This is a genomic window from Bombella mellum, assembly GCF_014048465.1.
GTDB lineage: Bacteria > Pseudomonadota > Alphaproteobacteria > Acetobacterales > Acetobacteraceae > Bombella > Bombella mellum.
This window is the reverse complement of sequence record NZ_PDLY01000003.1, coordinates 108,105-127,567: the sequence shown is the minus strand read 5'-3', so window position 1 is coordinate 127,567 and position 19,463 is coordinate 108,105. Positions and strand designations below refer to the sequence as shown.

At 59.2% G+C, this 19,463-nt stretch carries 20 protein-coding genes and 2 tRNA genes; 12 read left to right on the top strand and 10 right to left on the bottom strand.

What is annotated here, in order from left to right:
* Positions 1-53 precede the first annotated feature (53 nt).
* The 3 genes from CPA56_RS05455 (at position 54) to CPA56_RS05445 (ending at position 2,798) form a co-directional block, all read left to right on the top strand.
* Entirely contained in the window at positions 54-638 is a 585-nt protein-coding gene (locus CPA56_RS05455) for an NAD(P)H-dependent oxidoreductase (RefSeq protein WP_182041024.1), read from the top strand.
* A gap of 45 nt (positions 639-683) precedes the next feature.
* Positions 684-1,640 carry an AraC family transcriptional regulator gene (locus CPA56_RS05450; protein WP_182041023.1) on the top strand — a complete coding sequence of 319 codons (957 nt, stop codon included), beginning with the start codon at positions 684-686 and terminating at the stop codon, positions 1,638-1,640.
* 90 nt (positions 1,641-1,730) lie between these two features.
* Positions 1,731-2,798: an NAD(P)-dependent alcohol dehydrogenase gene (locus CPA56_RS05445; protein ID WP_182041022.1), complete on the top strand. Its 1,068-nt coding sequence runs from the start codon at positions 1,731-1,733 to the stop codon at positions 2,796-2,798.
* A 43-nt stretch (positions 2,799-2,841) separates the two neighbouring features.
* Here CPA56_RS05445 and CPA56_RS05440 read toward each other — a convergent pair whose 3' ends face one another.
* Positions 2,842-5,400, bottom strand: coding sequence for an excinuclease ABC subunit UvrA (locus CPA56_RS05440; protein ID WP_407645652.1), 2,559 nt, complete (start codon positions 5,398-5,400; stop codon positions 2,842-2,844).
* Between the two features lie 161 nt (positions 5,401-5,561).
* Between CPA56_RS05440 and CPA56_RS05435 the strand changes: the two genes are divergently transcribed.
* From CPA56_RS05435 to CPA56_RS05425, 3 genes are all read left to right on the top strand, one after another.
* Positions 5,562-5,756 (top strand): P-loop NTPase fold protein, encoded by a 195-nt coding sequence (locus tag CPA56_RS05435; RefSeq protein ID WP_182041021.1) that lies wholly within the window; start codon positions 5,562-5,564, stop codon positions 5,754-5,756.
* Entirely contained in the window at positions 5,753-6,364 is a 612-nt protein-coding gene (locus CPA56_RS05430; protein WP_182041020.1) for a hypothetical protein, read from the top strand. Before CPA56_RS05435 ends, CPA56_RS05430 begins: the two co-directional genes overlap by 4 nt.
* A 128-nt stretch (positions 6,365-6,492) precedes the next feature.
* Positions 6,493-7,467 (top strand): hypothetical protein, encoded by a 975-nt coding sequence (locus CPA56_RS05425; RefSeq protein ID WP_182041019.1) that lies wholly within the window; start codon positions 6,493-6,495, stop codon positions 7,465-7,467.
* A gap of 65 nt (positions 7,468-7,532) precedes the next feature.
* Here CPA56_RS05425 and CPA56_RS05420 read toward each other — a convergent pair.
* Positions 7,533-7,618, bottom strand: a tRNA-Tyr gene (locus tag CPA56_RS05420).
* Positions 7,619-7,693: 75 nt separating this feature from the next.
* On the opposite strand from CPA56_RS05420, the gene rlmB reads away from it, so the two are divergent.
* Positions 7,694-8,497, top strand: a complete 804-nt coding sequence (rlmB, locus tag CPA56_RS05415; RefSeq protein WP_182041018.1) for a 23S rRNA (guanosine(2251)-2'-O)-methyltransferase RlmB — start codon at positions 7,694-7,696, stop codon at positions 8,495-8,497.
* Positions 8,498-8,570: 73 nt separating this feature from the next.
* On the opposite strand, the gene CPA56_RS05410 is transcribed toward rlmB, so the two are convergent.
* Positions 8,571-9,656: an alkene reductase gene (locus CPA56_RS05410; protein WP_182041017.1), complete on the bottom strand. Its 1,086-nt coding sequence runs from the start codon at positions 9,654-9,656 to the stop codon at positions 8,571-8,573.
* Positions 9,657-9,816: 160 nt separating this feature from the next.
* On the opposite strand from CPA56_RS05410, the gene CPA56_RS05405 reads away from it, so the two are divergent.
* Positions 9,817-10,143: an ArsR/SmtB family transcription factor gene (locus CPA56_RS05405; RefSeq protein ID WP_081562807.1), complete on the top strand. Its 327-nt coding sequence runs from the start codon at positions 9,817-9,819 to the stop codon at positions 10,141-10,143.
* Between the two features lie 23 nt (positions 10,144-10,166).
* On the opposite strand, the gene CPA56_RS05400 is transcribed toward CPA56_RS05405, so the two are convergent.
* Entirely contained in the window at positions 10,167-10,592 is a 426-nt protein-coding gene (locus CPA56_RS05400) for a hypothetical protein (protein WP_229707437.1), read from the bottom strand.
* Between CPA56_RS05400 and CPA56_RS05395 the strand changes: the two genes are divergently transcribed.
* Positions 10,576-11,586: an RluA family pseudouridine synthase gene (locus tag CPA56_RS05395; protein WP_182041016.1), complete on the top strand. Its 1,011-nt coding sequence runs from the start codon at positions 10,576-10,578 to the stop codon at positions 11,584-11,586. The genes CPA56_RS05400 and CPA56_RS05395 overlap by 17 nt on opposite strands.
* 221 nt (positions 11,587-11,807) lie before the next feature.
* Complete coding sequence (rpoH, locus tag CPA56_RS05390; RefSeq protein WP_182041015.1) at positions 11,808-12,728, top strand: RNA polymerase sigma factor RpoH; 921 nt, start codon at positions 11,808-11,810, stop codon at positions 12,726-12,728.
* A 154-nt stretch (positions 12,729-12,882) separates the two neighbouring features.
* Here rpoH and CPA56_RS05385 read toward each other — a convergent pair whose 3' ends face one another.
* Positions 12,883-14,076: a phosphoglycerate kinase gene (locus CPA56_RS05385; protein WP_182041014.1), complete on the bottom strand. Its 1,194-nt coding sequence runs from the start codon at positions 14,074-14,076 to the stop codon at positions 12,883-12,885.
* Positions 14,077-14,078: 2 nt separating this feature from the next.
* Positions 14,079-15,101 carry a type I glyceraldehyde-3-phosphate dehydrogenase gene (gap, locus tag CPA56_RS05380; protein ID WP_182041013.1) on the bottom strand — a complete coding sequence of 341 codons (1,023 nt, stop codon included), beginning with the start codon at positions 15,099-15,101 and terminating at the stop codon, positions 14,079-14,081.
* A gap of 200 nt (positions 15,102-15,301) precedes the next feature.
* On the opposite strand from gap, the gene CPA56_RS05375 reads away from it, so the two are divergent.
* Positions 15,302-15,718: a hypothetical protein gene (locus CPA56_RS05375; protein ID WP_326831302.1), complete on the top strand. Its 417-nt coding sequence runs from the start codon at positions 15,302-15,304 to the stop codon at positions 15,716-15,718.
* Positions 15,708-17,261 carry a glycosyltransferase family 2 protein gene (locus CPA56_RS05370; RefSeq protein WP_182041012.1) on the top strand — a complete coding sequence of 518 codons (1,554 nt, stop codon included), beginning with the start codon at positions 15,708-15,710 and terminating at the stop codon, positions 17,259-17,261. Before CPA56_RS05375 ends, CPA56_RS05370 begins: the two co-directional genes overlap by 11 nt.
* Before the next feature lie 44 nt (positions 17,262-17,305).
* On the opposite strand, the gene CPA56_RS05365 is transcribed toward CPA56_RS05370, so the two are convergent.
* The 4 genes from CPA56_RS05365 to dksA form a co-directional block, all read right to left on the bottom strand.
* The gene (locus tag CPA56_RS05365; protein ID WP_182041011.1) at positions 17,306-18,367 is read right to left on the bottom strand and encodes a hypothetical protein; all 1,062 of its coding nucleotides are present in this window, start codon (positions 18,365-18,367) and stop codon (positions 17,306-17,308) included.
* A 36-nt stretch (positions 18,368-18,403) separates the two neighbouring features.
* Positions 18,404-18,766 carry an arsenate reductase gene (locus CPA56_RS05360; protein WP_182041010.1) on the bottom strand — a complete coding sequence of 121 codons (363 nt, stop codon included), beginning with the start codon at positions 18,764-18,766 and terminating at the stop codon, positions 18,404-18,406.
* 149 nt (positions 18,767-18,915) lie between these two features.
* Positions 18,916-18,990: transfer RNA gene (locus CPA56_RS05355), tRNA-Thr, on the bottom strand.
* 56 nt (positions 18,991-19,046) lie between these two features.
* Positions 19,047-19,460 (bottom strand): RNA polymerase-binding protein DksA, encoded by a 414-nt coding sequence (dksA, locus tag CPA56_RS05350; protein WP_182041009.1) that lies wholly within the window; start codon positions 19,458-19,460, stop codon positions 19,047-19,049.
* Positions 19,461-19,463: the final 3 nt, after the last annotated feature.

Here is a 19,463-nt window from a genome sequence, read left to right as displayed (position 1 = left end):
CCTCTGATTAATGAACTGGACATCTCTGTAAACCTCTCACGGAAGCCCGTTTCATGACCCACATTCACCTCATCAATGGTGCAAAACCCTTCGCACACTCCTCGGGGAAGCTGAATCACACCCTCCAGACTCTGGCGGCCTCCCTTCTTGAAGAAGCCGGTTTTGGAGTCGGCCAGACCATCATTGATGAAGGCTATGATACGGAAGGCGAGATCAAGGCCATCCTGAAAGCGGACATCATCATCTACCAGTTTCCGGGATGGTGGATGGGCACGCCGTGGCCCCTGAAGAAATACATGGATGAGGTCTTCACGCAGGCTCATGGCCTGTTTTACAGCAGCGACGGCCGCAGCCGTCACGATCCTTCAAAACATTATGGCTCCGGCGGCCTCCTCCAAGGCAAACGCTTCATGGTCTCGACCACATGGAACGCCCCTCTCGAGGCCTTCGAAGACGATGCCCAGTTTTTCGGCGGCGGTGGCATTGATGCCGTGCTTTTCCCGTTCTACCGGGCCCATGCCTTCCTCGGCATGGACCGCCTGCCGACCTTTCTCGCAACAGACGTGATGAAGAATCCGGACGTGGAAGGCATCAAAACGGCCTACCGGCACCATATCGAACAGGTCATCCTCCGGTGACCTGCCCTCGGGCCGGAACGACCCTGAAGCAGTAAAGAGAGCATCATGTCACATAGCCAGCTTTCCGCCCTTCAGGACGCCGTGATCCACCACTGCCCTGACAAGGTCACCCATACGGCCTTCGACTTCCTGACCCTCTATCGTACCGAGACCGTGACCGACCCCGTTCTGGTCGTTTACGAACCCCGCATCTACATCGTCGTGCAGGGGCAGAAAATCCTTCACCTTCATGAGCAGCCCCTGCCCTATGACGAGGGCGAGTATCTGATCTCCACGCTGGACCTGCCCGTCTCCGGCCAGATCACCCGGGCCTCGGCGGAAAGACCTTATCTGGCCCTGTGCATCAGCTTCTCCTCCACGGAGATGGAGCAGCTCCTCCGGGAGAGCCAGTCCGCCCTCAGCCGTCAGGCCCGGAAACTGGCCCTCCGGAAGGAAAACAGCTCTCCCATATCCGCCATGGGAGTGAGCCAGATCACCGACGACCTGCTGGATGCCCTGCTGCGGCTGGTCGGGCTGCTCGCCCGGAACGGCGACCAGAAATTTCTGGCGCAGCTCTACAAGAAGGAACTCCTCTATCTCTTTCTTCATGGCCAGCAGGGCCATGTTCTTCAGGAAACGGCCCACCTCCAGAGTGACCTCTCCCGCATCAACAGGGCCATCATCCATCTGCGCCACCATTTTCAGGAACGGTTCGAGATCGGCACGCTAGTGAAGATCGCCGGGATGGGCCAGTCCAGCTTCTACAAACGTTTCGGAGAGCTGACAGGCATGACGCCCCTCCAGTACCGCACGAAGCTGCGCCTGCAGGAAGCACGCCGCCTCATGGTACATGAAGAGATGGGCGCTGCCAGCGCAGGCTTTCAGGTAGGGTATGACAGTCCCTCCCAGTTCAGCCGTGAGTACAGGAAAACCTTCGGCCGCCCGCCCCAGGCCGACCTCCAGCACATCCGCCGCATGGGCGTGGATGCCTATACGGCCCAGCATGAAGATGTGTGGTTCTGAAGCAGACCTGCCATCCCTCCTGGAAGATTAACGTTCCATAGGCTCGCAGCCGGCCCGTTCAATCGCCGCTCTTCAGGGAAGGATGATCCCATGCGCACCATTGGCTTTGCCTGCACCTCTGCCGAGGCCCCTCTCGCCCCCCTCCATTTTGACCGCCGCAATCCCCGCCCCAATGACGTGGTGATGGAGGTCCTCTATTGCGGGGTCTGTCACTCCGATCTGCACTGGGTGCGCAATGACTGGGGCCATACGCCCTATCCGGCCATTCCCGGCCACGAGAGCATCGGCTGCGTGCTGGAGGTCGGCCCGGAGGTGACCCGCCACCGGGCCGGGGACATCGTTGCCGTCGGCTGCATGGTGGACAGCTGCATGACATGCGACCAGTGCCGCAAAGGTGAGGAACAATATTGCCGTGAGGGCGGGAAACACCCCATCGGCATGAATGGGGTCTATGGTGGCCTTGATGCCGTGGACGGAACTCCCAACATGGGCGGCTATTCTAGGCACCTCGTCGCCCGGCAGGAATTCGTCCTGAAAGTACCGGCCGGGCTGGATACCTCCAGGGCGGCACCGCTACTCTGTGCCGGCATCACCACATGGTCCCCCCTGCGGACATGGCGTGCCGGTCCCGGATCACGGGTTGCCGTCATCGGCCTTGGCGGGCTGGGCCAGATGGCCGTGAAGCTGGCATCCGCCCTGGGAGCGGAAGTCACCGTCCTTTCACGCAGCGGGAAGAAAGAACAGGAAGCCCTCGCCCTAGGGGCAGACAGCTTTCTCGCCTCTGGCGATGAAAAAGCTATGCAGGAGGCAGCCAGCCGTTTTGACCTCATCATCGACACCATCCCGGTGGAGCATGACATCAACCCCTACCTTTCCCTGCTGGATGTGGACGGCACGATCTCCCTTGTCGGGCAGGTCGGCCCCATACCGGCACTCTCAACCCTGCCGCTGGTCTATGGCCGCCGCAATATCACCAGCTCGCTCGCCGGGGGCATCCGTGAAACGCAGGAGCTTCTGGACTTCTGTGCCCGCAAAAACATCCTGCCCGACACGAAAACCATCGCCATTCAGGACATCAACGAGGCTTTCCGCCAGCTGGAACAGGGCGACACGCACTACCGCTTCGTGATCGACATGACCACACTGAAGACCGACTGACCGACCAGCCCCACCAGGACCAGACCCCGGCGGGGCCACCCCGTCACTCCCCGGCCAGCACCTCCCGCAGATACGGCCCTGTCCGGCTTTCAGGGGTCCTAGCCACCTCCTCCGGCGGGCCGGAGGCAATGATCTTCCCGCCCTTCTCCCCACTACCGGGGCCAATGTCGATCACCCAGTCACTCGCCGCCGCCACACGCATGTTATGTTCGGTCACGACCACACTGTGCCCCTGCTCCACCAGTGTCTGGAGCTGGCCCAGCAGCCTGTCCGTATCAGAAGGATGCAGGCCGGTCGTGGGTTCATCCAGAACATACAGCATGGGGGCGGGCCGCCGCTTCTGCAGTTCCGTTGCCAGTTTGAGCCGCTGCGCCTCACCACCGGACAGTTCCGGTGCAGGCTGGCCAAGACGGAGATAGCCAAGGCCAGACTGCTCCAGCGTTTCCAGCCCACGGGCCAGTGCCCCTTCTCCAGCAAAGAAGGTACAGGCCTCCTCCACGGTCATGGCCAGCACGTCGGCGATGTTCTTCTCCCGCAGCGTGATGGCCAGCACCTCATCCCTGTAGCGTGCTCCATGACAGACCGGACAGGGAGCCTCCACACCGGGCATGAAGAGCAGACCGACCGAGACCGTCCCCAACCCCTCGCAATGCGGGCACCGCCCCTTGGCCACATTGAAGCTGAAGCAGCTTTCATCCAGCTTCGCCCTGCGGGCGGCTTCCGTTGCGGCGAAGAGCCTGCGTATCTGGTCAAAAATGCCCGTATAGGTCGCCAGATTGGAGCGTGACGTCCGCCCGATGGGCTTCTGCGTGATGATGGCCAGACGCCGGACATGCTCCAGCCCCGCAACGACACGCCCTTCCGGCTGGGCCTCCACGGCCTCGTCCGCCAGAGGTGTGGTGTCGTCACCATCCTGCGGTTCATCCGCTTCTTCGACCTTCTGGCCCAGCGCACGCCCCAGAAGGCTCACCAGAGCCTGACTGACCAGACTGGACTTGCCGGAACCGGAAACACCCGTCACGCTCACCAGAGCACCCAATGGCAGCTTCAGGGACAGGTCCTTCATGTTCCGCCATGTGATTCCCTCAAGCTGGAGCCACCGCTCCACCTGTCGGCCGGGACCACGCTCCAGAGGCGGCGGGGCAAAGAGATAAGGCCTTGTGCGGGAGGCCTCCACCTGCCGCAGGCCATCCGGCGGGCCACTGTAAAGAACCTGCCCGCCATGGCTGCCCGCACCGGGGCCGATATCCACCAGCCAGTCCGCCCGCCGCATGACGACAGGATCATGCTCCACGACCAGCAGGGAGTTTCCGGCCCGAGGCAAACGGGCCAGCACGTTCAGCAGGGCCTCGATATCCGCCGGATGCAGTCCGGCGGCGGGTTCATCCAGCACGTAGGCCACGCCAAACAGGGCGGAATGGACCTGCGTCCCCAGCCGCAGACGCTGATATTCGCCGGGGGAAAGACTGTCCACGGTCCGGTCCGTCTGAAGATAGCCCAGCCCCAGCTCCAGCAGTATCTCCAGCCGCCGGAGCAGGGCCGTGCCGATTTCCTCAATCACACGCCCCTGCGCATCATCCCGCCGCTCCCCTGCCAGCTGGTCTTTCAGCACGGCATGAAGCCGTTCCAGCGGCAGGTGGGACAGGGCCGCAATATCCTGCCCCGCAAACGTCACGGCCAAGGCTTCAGGCTTCAGACGGGCACCGTGACAGACCGGGCAGCGTGTCGCCTGCATGAAGGTCGCCGCACGGGCACGCATCTTCGCACTCTTGGAGCCGTGGAAACTCTGCATCACATGGCGGCGTGCGCTGGCGAAGGTGCCCTGATAGGTCGCCGGCTCTCCCCGCTTCATGGCCGCCTGACTCTCGGCGTAGTTCAGGCCCCGGTAGATCGGTTCTGTCGGGGTTTCATCCGTGTACAGAATCCAGTCCCGTGTTTCCCTGGGCAGGTCCTGCCACGGCGTGTCCAGATCGACCCCACGCATCATGAGGATGTCCCGCAGGTTCTGCCCCTGCCACGCACCGGGCCATGCGGCCACGGCCTTTTCCCGCAGGGTCAGCGTCGGGTCGGGCACCATCTTTTCTTCCACGACATCATAGAGCCATCCCGTGCCCTGACAGCGTGGACAGGCCCCCTGCGGCGTATTGGCGGAGAAATCGTCACTCTCCAGCATGGGCGCACCAACCGGATACGTCCCTGCCCGGGAATAGAGCATACGCAGCAGATTGGAGAGGGTCGTCACGCTGCCCACGGATGACCGGCTGCTCGTGCCTGCCTGCTGCTGAAGGGCGATGACGGGCGGCAGCCCTTCGATGCTACGGATTTTCGGTGGAGGCAGCTGATGGAACAGCCGCCGTGCATAGGGAGCGACCGTCTCCAGATACCGCCGCTGCGCCTCGGCATAGAGCGTCCCGAACGCCAGAGACGACTTGCCCGACCCGGACACGCCGGTGAACACCACCAGACAGCCCCGTGGCACCTCCAGTGAAACATCCTTCAGGTTATGCTCCTGTGCGCCTTCCACACGGATCATGCCGTGCGGCTCCAATCCATGACTTTGCAGGGAACTGACATGATGATCTGATGATGATGTTCCGGCCATGACAGCCTCCCGACCGTTCGTTAGCAGAGTGGCAAGATTAGCATATCTCACACCGGCCTCATGCCTGCAAAATAACGCCCGGCTTCGTGTCTGGACATCTTTTTTCTCCTACCTTCGGCACAAAAAGGTAAAGTTTACACTGTTAAGGAATACCTCACCGAATGACTGACGATTACGAATGGGCTGGTCCGAATGCCAACATAGCCAAGGTGCTTGATAAATACTGTTACGGAGCCAGCAGACCTCCCTTCGCACTTATGCTGGATGGCGCATGGGGCTGCGGCAAAACGTGGTTCATAAAACGCTTTTTTGAAAAAAAGAAAAAAACCGCATATCAGACAGTGAACTGGGCATGATCTATGTATCCCTTTACGGGATTCAGGACGCCGAAGAAATTACCAAAGCCATCTATGCGGCCATGCATCCCATACTGGGAGGCAAGATAGGAGAGCTTGGAAAAGTCGTTTTCAAAGGACTTCTGAAAAGCACACTGAAGATTGACCTTCATCATCTGGAAAACGGAAAGGCTGACCTGTCAGCTGTTCTGGGGATTCCGGACAATACAGGAAACAAAGACAGGATATTCAGAAACCGCATTCTCGTCTTCGATGACGTGGAACGTGCAAAAATGCCCGTATCCGACATATTGGCCCTCGTACAGCCTTTGGTGGAATCCCACGAAGACCGTGTCATTCTTGTTGCCAATGAGAAAGACATTGCTGCTGATAGTGAGGTAGAGAGAGACCGATATGACCGTGTAAAAGAGAAAACTATCTATCTTTTTTTACACCTGACGCCTGACATAGAAAGAACATTCAAAAAATTCATTACAGAAAATAAAAAAAGTATACTTATTTCATTCATTGAAGAAAATAAGGAATACATTTACGATTTAATTATCAAATCTTCCTGCAACAATTTAAGATTTATTGATTTTTTAAAACATTTGGAGAAGACCTCTTAGAATACACATATAAAGAAATTGATAATATAGTATGCGCTAGAAATATACTAAATATTCTATCTATTCTTTACGGTGTTATTATAGAAAATTCCATAAATAAAAATACATTTGATGATCTTCATCATATAATGTTGTTCGATTTTAATGAAAAATTTGCAAAAGATAGATTTTCTAACGAATATTATAAAAATATCAAAGAAAAACACTCAAAAATAAGACTAAAAACTTATTTTCCTATGATGAAAGAGCAGCAAAATACAGTTCGCATTATGTATCAACTCATAAAAAATGGCATATTAAATCCTGATGAACGCTCATATCTCTCAAATATCATATCAAATGAAATTTACATTCCAGCCTATAAGAAAATACATTCTTATCAGCAATACGATAAAAATGAGTACGACAAATTATTAAAGGAATTTTTAGAAGAATTTCATGAATTAAATGCACAAGATGACTACGAATTAATTAAAATGTGTGATATTTACCTTATGCTGGCGCGCCTTAACGTTTCACCATTCAATGAAGAGCCAATCAGTACACTAAAAACAAATATAAAGAGATACTTCAAAAAACACCTCTTTAATCAGGAAAAAGATATAAAAGACTATGCTGACAAAATTTTTCTTAGCAAATATAGTCACAGTTTAATGTATATCGAAAGAGGCAGTGAATCTTTTAAGGATATACTACTTTCCTTCTCAAAAGAAAAGAATCAGTTCATCAAAACTAATATAAAAAATTATGTAAAATACAAAATTGAAAAAGGAAAAATATTAGAACTTCTTGATATAGTAAAATATGATAACTATAACTACCTTACAGAAAATCCCTTTCTTAATGAAACTGACCCATCATATTTTTTGGAAAGCCTTAATGATCTTATTGGTTATAGTAGAGACATAGCATTCTCGAGACTAAACCACCGCTTCCAACAGTCCCAGAATACGTCTAACCCTCTACATCCCGAAAAAGAATGGTTTAAACAACTACATCAGAAACTAATAGAACTGATAAACGACAAACATACACACCCGCTACACCGAGAAACACTGAAACGTGATGCGCTAATCCTCTATGACCAGATAAAAACAACCTAAAAAGCAAGCATCCTCATCCATGATAGTATGAGGCCAGTCAACCAAGTTTTTTAGGAAAAACCACCTGGTGGAGGGGGTTGGATTCGAACCAACGTAGGCGTACGCCAGCGGATTTACAGTCCGCCCCCTTTAGCCACTCGGGCACCCCTCCGAACTCAGGATGAGCGTGTGATAATACGCATTTACTGCTATGTCAATGCGGGCCAGAAAGATTATACAAAGACTTATGGCTAGAAAATCATCCTCCCGCCGTGTGGCCCTGCCCGAGGCGCAGAATCTCTCCCGCAACCGCTCCCGCCGCAGCACGACCCGGCACGGTGCCCCCGCCACGGGCAAGGGCTACTGGATCTACGGCCAGCACGCCGTGGAGGCCGCCCTGCTCAACCCTGCACGGGTCATCTACGGCCTTCTGGCGACAAAGGAAGCCGCCGACTCCCTGCCCGAGACGGCCCATCAGCCCCGCATCGTCAGCCGGGAGGAGCTGGATGCCCTCTGCGGGAAAGACGCCGTGCATCAGGGCGTCTGCCTGAATGTCGAACCACTGGAAAATCCCGCCCTCGTGGATGTCATCGACCGCCCCGGCCCCATTCTGGTGCTGGACCAGGTCACGGACCCCCGCAACATCGGGGCCATCCTGCGCTCGGCCGCCGCCTTCGGGGCCGCTGCCCTCTTGGTGCAGGACCGCCATACACCTGATGAGACCGGCACCATGGCCAAGGCGGCCTCCGGCGGGCTGGATGTCGTGCCCATCATCCGGGAGACCAACATTTCCCGTGCCTTACAGGGCCTTCAGAAAGCCGGGTTCTGGGTCGTGGGGCTGGATGCAGGCGGCACGAGGCTGGACCGCAACCAGCTCGGCGACCGCCGTGTGGCTCTGGTTCTGGGGGCCGAAGGGGCCGGCCTGCGCCGCCTGACACGGGAAACCTGCGATGAGATCGCCTCCATCCACATGTCCGGCCCGATGGAGAGCCTGAACGTCTCCAACGCCTCCGCCGTTGCCCTGTACGAGCTGACCCGCCCGCTGGACTGATCCCAGACACAAAAACGGGGTGGGACCGGACAACCCGGTCACCACCCCGCCTTCAAAGAGAGTCATCACCCTATCACTTGGCGAACGGATAGTCCGTATAGCCCTTGGCTCCAATCGGGCCGTACCATGTCGCCATGTCATCATCCTGAAGCGGCAGATCGTCCTTCAGGCGGCGCACGAGGTCCGGGTTGGCAATATAGGCACGACCAAAGCTGATGGCGTCAGCCCTGCCATCCGCCACGGCCTTCAGGGCCTCATCCCGTGTATATTCCTGATTCAGCACCAGTGGACGGGTAAAGACCTTGCGGATTTCCGGTGACAGTTTCGGCTGCTCCGTGGCCCCGCCGAACGTGAAGGTGCTGGATGGGTTGGACTCACGGAGTTCCAGCCACGCCACTCCCAGATCATTCAGCATCTTTGCCGCCGGGATGAAGACGGCCTCCGGGTTGCTGTCAATCGTGCCCTGCACTTCCCCGTTCGGGGAGAGGCGAACGCCGACATGCTCGGCCCCGACTTCCTTGATGACGGCTTCCGTCACCTCACGCAGCAGACGCAGACGGTTCTCGACAGACCCGCCATAGGCGTCCGTCCGGTGATTGGTGCCATCCCGCAGGAACTCATCCAGCAGATAGCCATTGGCAGAATGAATCTGCACGCCATCGAACCCGGCCTTCATCGCATTGCGGGCAGCCCTGGCGTAATCCTCGATGATGCCCGGAATCTCGTCCAGACGCAGCGCACGGGCTTCCTCATAAGGAGCCTTGCCCTCGTAGGTGTGGATGTGCCCGGGTGCCGTGGAAGGAGACGGTGCCACCGGCTGCTCCCCGGTCGTGGAGGAATGGACCATCCGCCCCATGTGCCAGAGCTGGCAGACAATCCTGCCACCCTTCTCATGCACGGCATCGGTGACAGTCTTCCAGCCCTTCACCTGCTCCTCATTCCAGATGCCCGTGGCATAGGCCCAGCCAAGCCCCTGACGGGAAATGCCCACCGCCTCGGAGATGATCAGACCGGCACTGGCCCGCTGGCCATAATATTCCGCCATGATGGGGGTCGGGACGGCATCCTTGCCTGCCCTTGCCCGTGTGAGCGGTGCCATGACGACACGGTTGGCCGCCTTGATGGACCCGAAGGAAATGGGATCGAAAAGTGTTGGCATGGTGTTTTCTCCTGAAAAACATGACCAGACAGATGACGGAGACAGGGACAAACGGTGTCACCGCCCGTTCTTCTCAAACGCTAACACTTCCTTTTTGTTCTATCAACATAGAACAATGAAACCTTGACAAACGGCCCCCCGACTCCCGATACACGGTCTCATGGCTGCGCTGTATCATCACCCCGCCCCGGAAGACATCACCCTCCTGCCCCTTCTGCGGGCCGTGGCGGACCCTGTCCGTCTGGGCATCATCTGCCACCTGCACGGCCTGAAGGAAGCCAACTGCACGACCCTTCTGCGTGGCAGGCCAAAATCCAGCATGTCGCACCATTTTCAGGTCCTGCGGGAGGCCGGCATCCTGCACACCCGTGTGGAAGGGGTCCAGCACCGCAACACGCTCCGTCTTGACGTGTTGGAGGACCGCTTTCCCGGCCTGATGGCCTCCATCCTGCGGGAATGTCCGACAGAGTTTCCAGAAAAAGACTGACCCTCCTGCAAAGGCCGCCCCCATCAATGAACGGCAGGCCCCGTCAGGTCCAGCTCCGCCACAAGACGGGCCTGCTCCGGCTGCCAGAGCAGGATGCGGGCATCGCCCTGCCCTGTCTTGAGCATGATGGCCAGAAGGCCATCAGGGCGGGCCGTGACGGCCATGACCTGCTCATCCGCCTGTCTGGGCAGTTTCAGCAGGGCTGGCCCTGCCAGAGAAGCAGGCCCTGCCGCTGCCCGTGAAAGCCCGGGAGCTGCCGGAGCGGGTGAGGCCGAAGAGTGGTTCATCATCCGGTGAATGATGATTCCCACCAGCAGGACCGTCCCCAGAACGATCATCACCCCCATGATGATGACAGCCGCCACCAGAGCCTTGGGCGTACGTGGCGGGTTCGACTCGCTGTTTTGTCCCGGCTCGACTAGATTGGGGGCCATGTCCGACTCACTCATCTCCGATTCTCTCCCTGCGGATGCGCCCGCTCTCTTCTCATTCACCATCACGCCCGAGCAGACAGGGCAGCGGGCCGACCGTATGCTGGCCGACGCCATCGGTACCCTCTCCCGCTCCCGTGTCAAAGCCCTGATTGAGACGGGCCATCTTACCTGCAACGGCACGCCCCGGCGAGACCCCGCCTTCGCCCTGCGGGAGGGAATGACGCTGAAGCTGCGCCTGCCCCCGCCAGAACCGGCCCGCCCGCAGGCCGAAAGCATCCCGCTGGACATTCTGTTTGAGGACAGGGACCTCATCGTGCTGGACAAACCGGCCGGGCTGGTCGTCCACCCCGCCCCCGGCAATGAGACAGGTACCCTCGTCAATGCCCTTCTTGGCCATTGTGGGCCGGACTTTGAAGGGATTGGCGGGGAAAAACGCCCCGGCATCGTCCATCGGCTGGACAAGGACACATCCGGCGTGATGGTCGTCGCAAAAACACCCCTCGCCCACGAAGCCCTGTCCGAAGCCTTTGCGGCCCGCACGATGGAACGGGCCTATCTCGCCCTGGCATGGGGTCTCCTGCCGCCTTCAGGCGAGTTTGAAGGGGCGATCGGACGGGATAAGCGGGACCGCAAGCGCATGGCCGTCGTCCCTAATGGCGGCAAGCACGCCCTGACACGCTTCACGACGAAAGAAACCTTCCATGCAGGTGTATCGCTCGTGGAGTGTCGGCTGGCCACGGGGCGGACGCATCAGATCCGTGTCCACCTGTCCCATAATGGCCACCCCCTACTGGGCGACCCGGTCTATCTGCGCCGTGTCCCGACAGCAGCCCGCAAGCTGCCCGTGAACGTGCGCCATCAGGCCCTCGACTTCCCCCGGCAGGCCCTGCACGCCGCCACGCTGGGATTCATCCACCCCAGAACGAAAGAAACCCTGCGCTTCGAGGCCCCAATTCCGGAAGATTTTCAGGTGCTTATGAACGCCCTCTCAGGGAAGGACGCCACCTAACCTATTATTAAGTTTGACTTCCAGAAGGAATCAATTAGAGAATTATAGGACAAGCAGCGTCCTGTAATGAACTGGAACATGTCTCCATTGCTTCATTTGCGATGGAGCCAGCGGCGGCCCGGATGTAAAACACACATGCTGGTCCTGCTGTTTCCTGTGGTGGATGGACTGGTCTGGTTTACCCGTCTCTTCACCAGCTGGGTGCAAGGAGTCGAAGTCGCATGAAGTCTCCCTCAACTCTTCCCGCCATCGGCCCGGAGACAAACCTTTCCCGGTATCTCCAGGAAATCCGCCGGTTCCCCCTCCTCACGTCCGAGCAGGAACTGGCCCTCGCCCGCCGCTGGCGTGACAAGCACGACAGCAGTGCCGCCCACGAGCTGGTCACCTCCCATCTCCGCCTTGTCGCCAAGATCGCCATGAGCTACCGGGGCTACGGCCTGCCCGTCAGCGAGCTGATCAGTGAAGGCAACATCGGCATGATGCAGGCCGTCCGCCGTTTTGACCCGGAACGGGGCTTCCGGCTGGCCACCTATGCCATGTGGTGGATCCGGGCGGCCATTCAGGAATACATCCTGCACAGCTGGTCTCTGGTGAAAATGGGCACGACCGCCGCCCAGAAGAAGCTCTTCTTCAACCTCCGCCGCCTGAAAGGGCAGATGCAGGCCTATGATGAGGGCGATCTCCAGCCGGAACAGATCGACCACATCGCCAAAACGCTGGGCGTGCCGGAGCAGGATGTCATCTCCATGAACCGCCGCCTCACGGCCCCGGACCACAGCCTGAATGCCCCCCTCCGTGTGGATGGCGAGCAGGAGTGGCAGGACTGGCTCGTGGACCAGAACGAGAATCAGGAAGACACCCTGGCCGAGAGCGAGGACATGAGCGGCCGCAAGGCCCTGCTCGCCGAGGCCATGCAGACCCTCAATGACCGTGAGCGTCATATCCTGACAGAACGCCGCCTGAAGGAAGACCCATCCACTCTGGAGGAACTCTCCCATCATTATGGCGTTTCCCGTGAACGTATCCGGCAGATTGAGGCCCGGGCCATGGAGAAACTGCAGAAGGCCATGGCCTCCGCCGTCAAGGAGCGGCGCAGGGAGCAGGGTTTCTCCGAGGAAACGGAAGACAGGGCAAAGGGCTGATCCTTCCACCTTTTCTTCGGGACCGGACTGAACGGAACGCAGCAGGGCCGTGCCTTGGCTGCGTTTTTTCATGTGAAACAGAAACCTGGCCGATACAGAAAAGGCGGCATCCCGGAGGACACCGCCTTTTTCCTGAAAACCAGCGAAGCTGATCTTACCTGGCGCGCAGCACCTCAACACCCGGAAGGGTCTTGCCCTCCAGCCATTCGAGGAAGGCACCGCCAGCCGTGGAGACATAGCTCATGCGGTCGACCACGCCAGCGTGACGCAGGGCAGAAACGGTGTCACCACCGCCAGCCACTGTCAGCAGCTTGCCTTCTTCGGTCAGCCTGGCAGCGGCACGGGCCACTTCCACGGTTGCCTTGTCGAAAGGCTCGATCTCGAAGGCACCCAGCGGACCGTTCCAGACAAGAGTCTTCAGGTCAGCAAGATGTTTGGAGATCAGCTCGGCCGTCTTCGGGCCAGCATCGAGGATCATGGTGTCTTCCGGCACCTTGTCCACTGGCACGACCTCAGAGGCGGCACCAGCCTTGAACTCACGGGCCACGACGGCATCCACCGGCAGGACCAGCTTGCAGCCTTTTTCCTTGGCACGGGCGGCAATCTTGCGGGCCGTCTCATGCATGTCGGATTCCTGGAGAGACTTGCCAACCTTCACGCCTTCAGCAGCGAGGAAGGTGTTGGCCATGGCCCCACCAATGAACAGCACGTCCACCTTGTCCAGCACGTTGCCGATCAGGTCCAGCTTCGTGGAAATCTTGGACCCGCCGATCACGGCACCGACAGGACGCTTCGGGCTTTCCAGCGCAGCAGAAAGAGCCTTCAGCTCGGCTTCCATCAGGCGGCCAGCATAGGCCGGCAGCAGACGGGCCACGCCCTCGGTGGAAGCATGGGCACGGTGAGCGGCAGAGAAGGCGTCATCCACATAAATGTCCCCGTTGGCAGCCAGTGCCTTGGAGAATTCCGGATCGTTCTTCTCTTCCCCGGCGTGGAAACGTGTGTTCTCCAGCAGGAGGACACCGCCATCCTTCAGCGCATCCACGGCTTCCTTGGCCTTGGGGCCTACGCAGTCCGCAGCGAAGGCGACCGGGCTGCCGAGCAGCTCGCCCAGACGTTTGCCAACCGGTGCCAGCGACATCTCAGGAACGACCTTGCCCTTGGGGCGGTCGAAGTGGCTGAGAAGGATGACCTTGGCCCCCTTCTCAGTCAGTTCACGGATGGTCGGCAGCACACGCTCGATACGGGTCGTATCGGTAATGGCACCCTCATGCATGGGGACATTCAGGTCAGCGCGGAGAAGTACGCGTTTGCCACGTACCTCCGCCTTATCAAGCGTGCGAAAAGCCATGATCAGAGTTTCCCGAACAGAGACGCCGTGTCAGACATACGGTTGGAGAAGCCCCACTCATTGTCGTACCAGGCGCAGATACGGACCAGCTCGCCACCATCAACCAGTGCCGTCTGCGTGGCATCGAAGGTGGAGGAGAACGGAACGTGGTTGAAGTCGTGGCTCACCAGCGGCTCCGTGTTGTAGCCGAGGATGCCCTTCAGGCGGCCTTCGGAAGCCTCACGGATGGCTTCGTTGACTTCCTCGACGGAGGACGGCTTGCGCTTCGGCACGAAGTCCAGGGAGACGAGGGAGACGTTCGGCGTCGGCACACGGATGGCCGTACCGTCCAGCTTGCCCTTCAGGTGCGGCAGGACCAGACCGACGGCACGGGCGGCACCCGTGGAGGTCGGGATGATGTTGACGGCAGCGGCACGGGCACGGCGGGGGTCCTTGTGCAGCGTGTCGATGGTGCGCTGGTCACCCGTGTAGGAGTGGACGGTCACCATGTAGCCACGCTCGATGCCGAACTTCTCATCCAGCACGGAAGCGACCGGGGAGAGACAGTTGGTCGTGCAGGAAGCGTTGGAGACGATCTGCATGCCCGGCTTCAGGGCATCGTTGTTCACGCCGTACACGATCGTTGCGTCCGCATCCTTGCCCGGAGCGGAGATCAGCACGTGCTTGGCACCAGCCTTCAGCAGGGCGGAAGCCTTGTCACGGGCCGTGAAGAGACCCGTGCATTCCATGGCCACGTCGACGCCCTGGAGCGGAATCTCTTCCGGGTTGCGCTGTGCCGTCACCTTGATCGGACCGATGGTACGGCCCTGGTGGGTCTTGATGAGCAGGTCACCATTGACGACCTCGACCTCAGCCGGCAGGCGACCATGAACGGTGTCGTACTTCAGAAGGTGAGCGTTGGCCTCCACGGAACCGAGATCATTGATCAGAACCGGCTCGACGTCAGTGCGTCCGCTTTCGATGATGCCACGAAGAACCAGACGCCCGATACGTCCGAACCCGTTGATTGCAATTTTAACGGCCATTGGTCGCTTCCTCCGTAATTGGTAGCTAAAGGACTCTTTATCCATAGCACCACTGCTGGAGAGCAACAGGGGGAAAATGAAGTTTTTAAAGCAGGCCTGCTTCCCTCTTGCGTCATGCCCCGCTTCCTGTAACTAATTGTTTTATGATGGCTCTTTCTGTCCACCGTTCCGTTTCACGAGTCCGTTCTGCGGCCCTTGCAGTGCTGACAGCGTCCCTCTGTGGCTGCAATCCCATTGATCAGCGCACCTTCGACCCTCAGGCCGGCAGACCGCCGAAGGTGGCCGCCCCTGCCCTTCCGGCCACGCCCCCCGGCAGGCCCGCCTTCCTCCAGATAGCTGGTGGCACGCCGGAGGCGGAGTACGGCCCGCAGGTGGAAAAGGCCACGAAACTGGCCCTTAGCCGCAAACGCAACATCCTGTTCATCGTGCAGGGCATGGCTCCCATGCAGAAGACAGCCGAAGCTGAGACGCAGGCCCTCCAGCATCTGACGAAGGAGCTGGTCAGCCCGGTCGCCAGCCATATCCTGGCCGCCGGTGCCCGCCCCATCCAGCTTGACATGCGTGTCGGCTCCGACCCCACCGTACAGAACAACATGGTCCGTATCTATGTCCGCTAGACGCCCACGTCTCACCTGCGCCGTTCTCATCAGACAGGCCGACCGTCACCTCATGGGGTGGCTGACATGGCATCTCGCCCTGGGTGTGGACCACATAGCCGTCATCGACAGCGGAACCTGCGACAGGGCCAGGCAGATCGTGCAGGGCCTTGGCAGGAACTGGCCCGTGTCATGGCACCCGGTGGAACTTCAGGATGGTCTCGAACCGGAAGCCCGGCGGCTGGAGCTGACCCGTCACGCCGTGGACCATGTCCGTCAGGTCACGCAGGCACTGGACGGAGCCGACGACGAGGACATGTCTCCCGAGCCTGAACCCGCCGATGACTGGCTCCTCATTCTGGACGCCGACGAATATCTCGTGCCAGAATACAACCTCTCGGACATGTTCCAAGGCACCCCGGAAGACACCGCCGCCGTGGCGATCCACTGGCGGATATACGGGGCGGCCGGGCACCTCTCGCCTCCACCCGGGCATATACTGGCCCACCATACGTGGCATGCCCCGCCATCCTTCACGGACCACAAATTTGTCCGCCTGCTGGCCCGCCTCGAGCATCTCCCGGAAGCATCAGGGCTGACGGATCCGCTCGGACTGAACCTCCCGGCAGACAGGATCAGGCGTCTGGATGGCTCCCCCTACCAGCCCTCTGCGGACATATCTCCCACGGAGCTGTGGATCGGCGGATCCATCCAGCACTATGTCTGCGCCCAAGCCCACGGCGAGGACGAGCTGCCCGCTCCCCTGCGTGCCCATTATGACCGCAACGAGCAGATGAAGGTCATGTCGCTGGACAGGCTCTGGGACATGCGCAGGCTGGCCAACCAGATACAGGAACAGGCCCTCCAGGCCGGGCTTGCCCGTCTGCGGGGACTTGTGGCCCAGCAGGTCGAAGAAATCCGGCTGCACTGGGAGAAGCAGGAGGCCGACCTGCCCATAGGGAACCATGTCCAGCACGGAACCTTCCAGTATGACCGGGTCCGCCCCCCCTCACAGGGCCGCCTGCTGCTGGATGAACAGTTCTCCGCCAGCTACAGGGTCGGGCAGACGGTCCTTCTCCGGTCTTCGGAAGGAAGGCTGCTTGAAGGGGACCAGCCGGACCACCGGGAACCTTTCATCGGTTTCTGGCAGGCAGGCACGCCCCATGTCCTGACCCTGTACACGCAGGAAGGCAAGCCCTTCATACTCGGTGATGCCCCATGCGTCTTCGGCATGACCAGCCTGCACATCAGTTTCAATGCGGACAGACGGGTCATCCATCTGCCCCATGAGACAGGACACAGCAGCACGCCGCTGGAAATGATCCCTGCCAGCGTGCCGCCTGCCCACCTGTTCGCCCCGCTGCCTCAGGCCGACGAACCGGAAGGCCTCAGCGTCCGTGGGCTGCTGGTCTGGCTGGCCGGTCATCCGAACCTCAGGCCGTACGACCTCCACCGGGCACTCCTCCTGCTTTCGCCGGATTCAGCGCAGCACATGCGGAATCTGGCTCCCATTCTGGAAAGCTTCCTGCCCCCTCCACCAAGAGCAGCCTTCCTGCCCCGATAATGAAAACCGGAAAAAAGGGGGCCGATGCCCCCTGAACCTCTCCCCTAGAGGCCGTGAAACATCCATAGCCCCACAAGGGCCATACAACCCCCCAGCACCAGCCCAGCCAGAAGGGGTAGGAACATGCCTCCCCGGGGCGACCCGGCAGGACGTTCTGCCAGAGCTGTCAGACTGGCCCGCAGGGCTGCCAGTTCTTCCTGATGTGCCCGCTCCTCATCCTGATGCTGCCGCACCACGATGCTCTCCTGCCTCAGGAAAGAGGCCGCTTCTGCGGCCGTAGAGAAGAAACGCTCGACCAGATGAGGCAGGACCGTGGAAGTCTCAGCCTCCACATCCGGAACCGCCTGCCCCTCCATCGTCAGGTCACAGGCCAGAACCCGATAGGCCGGACACTGAAGCAGCCCCTTCATGAAGGCCGGGGCCTCAAGCTCGGTCAGCCGCTCTTCTGCCACGACAAGAAACACGATCTCCTGTTCAGCCCCATGCAGGAGCTGAATGGCCGTTCCGTCCACTGCCCCCTGAAGGGCACGGACCGTGACATTCCGCTCCGACCAGACCCCACCAAGGGCCTGTTGCAGGCTGCGGAGCCGTTCCACGCCCACCCCCACACCGAGCAGGAGCATGTGGACACCCTCCCCGGCAGGAAAAGACCGCCGCTGGGGCGGCACGTCACGCAGGGTCTGCACCAGGGCATCACGCTGCCGTGTGAGGGTCTCCTCTTCATCCCGTGTAATGGACAGGACCTCAAAACGGGGGACCACCTGTCCCTGATGCATGTGGGCTTTCAGCAGGCCAAGGACACGCACAGGCTCCCCGGCGTGAAAACCGTCTCCCTCCAGCAGGGAAGGAGACACATCCAGAAGAATGGCCGTCCCGGTTTTCCTGTCCAACAGAGGGGTACCCTCACGCCGCCGCCAGCGGTCTGCTGGCACGTCCCCTATGGTCCCGCTGACGGTGACCGGAACCTGCCAGTCCTCAAAACGGGCACAAATGTCGGAAAGACGCCGCCGGAACAGTGTCTGCACCTGTTCCGGGGCCATCACGGGCAGGGCTTTTCCTGACTGTCCTGCCGGAGACATAGAGGAACGCCGTGAAAACACCTCCATGGAATCCCGTTCCCCCCTGAACCAGCAGACGCCCCATCAGCCGTTCCGGCTGAAAAGCTCCTCATAGACTTCCGGCCTGAACCCGACCGTCACCGTCTCTCCTGTCTCAAGGACAGGGCGGCGCACCAGCGTGGGATGATCCAGCATCAGAGCCAGAGCCTTCGCTTCCGTCAGGTCCTGCTTCTCGGAATCCTCCAGACGACGGAACGTCAGGCTGGAACGGTTGAGAAGTTTCTCCCAGCCCACGACACCACTCCATTTTTCCAGAAGGGCAGCCGTCAGGCCATCCTTGCGGACATCATGATAACGGACTTCCACCCCCTGCTCCTCAAGCCATCTGAGAGCCTTCTTTACCGTGGAACAGGTCTTGATTCCATAAAGGATGACCGCATCAGCCATGATGGACACGCCTCGTCACTATGATGAAAACATGAAGTACCAGATAAAACCGGACAGTCCCCCGACCGAAGACCGCATCATTCTCTCATGGAGGTATCTGGAACAGATCACAGCCTCAACAGAAAAACGACCGGAGGCTGGAAAAAGGATGGTGCTGCTGGCGAGGATTGAACTCGCGACCTCTCCCTTACCAAGGGAGTGCTCTACCACTGAGCTACAGCAGCGTTGCTGTCCTATGGCGGGTTAACTAGCCTGTTCATTCCCGCCATGCAACCCCTAATCAGTCGTCCCGATAAATCTTTTCGTGCCGTTCATGCCGTTCCTGGGCCTCGAGGGACAGGGTCGCAATGGGGCGGGCTTCCAGCCGCTGGAGGCCGATGGGTTCACCCGTTTCCTCACAGTAGCCGTATGATCCGTCCTCGATCCGGGCAAGGGCCATGTCGATCTTGATGATCAGCTTGCGGGCACGGTCACGGGTCCTGAGCTCAAAGGCCCGGTCCGTCTCCACCGTGGCCCGGTCCGCCAGATCGGCCTCATGAATTCCACCCTCGGAGAGACTGGCCAGGGTTTCCCCCGCCTCCTTGAGAAGGTCCATCCTCCAGAGGAGCAGCTTCTGACGGAAATAGGCGAGCTGCATCTCGTTCATGAATTCTTCATCTTTGGAAGGACGATAGTCAGGTGAAAGCGTTATCATGCG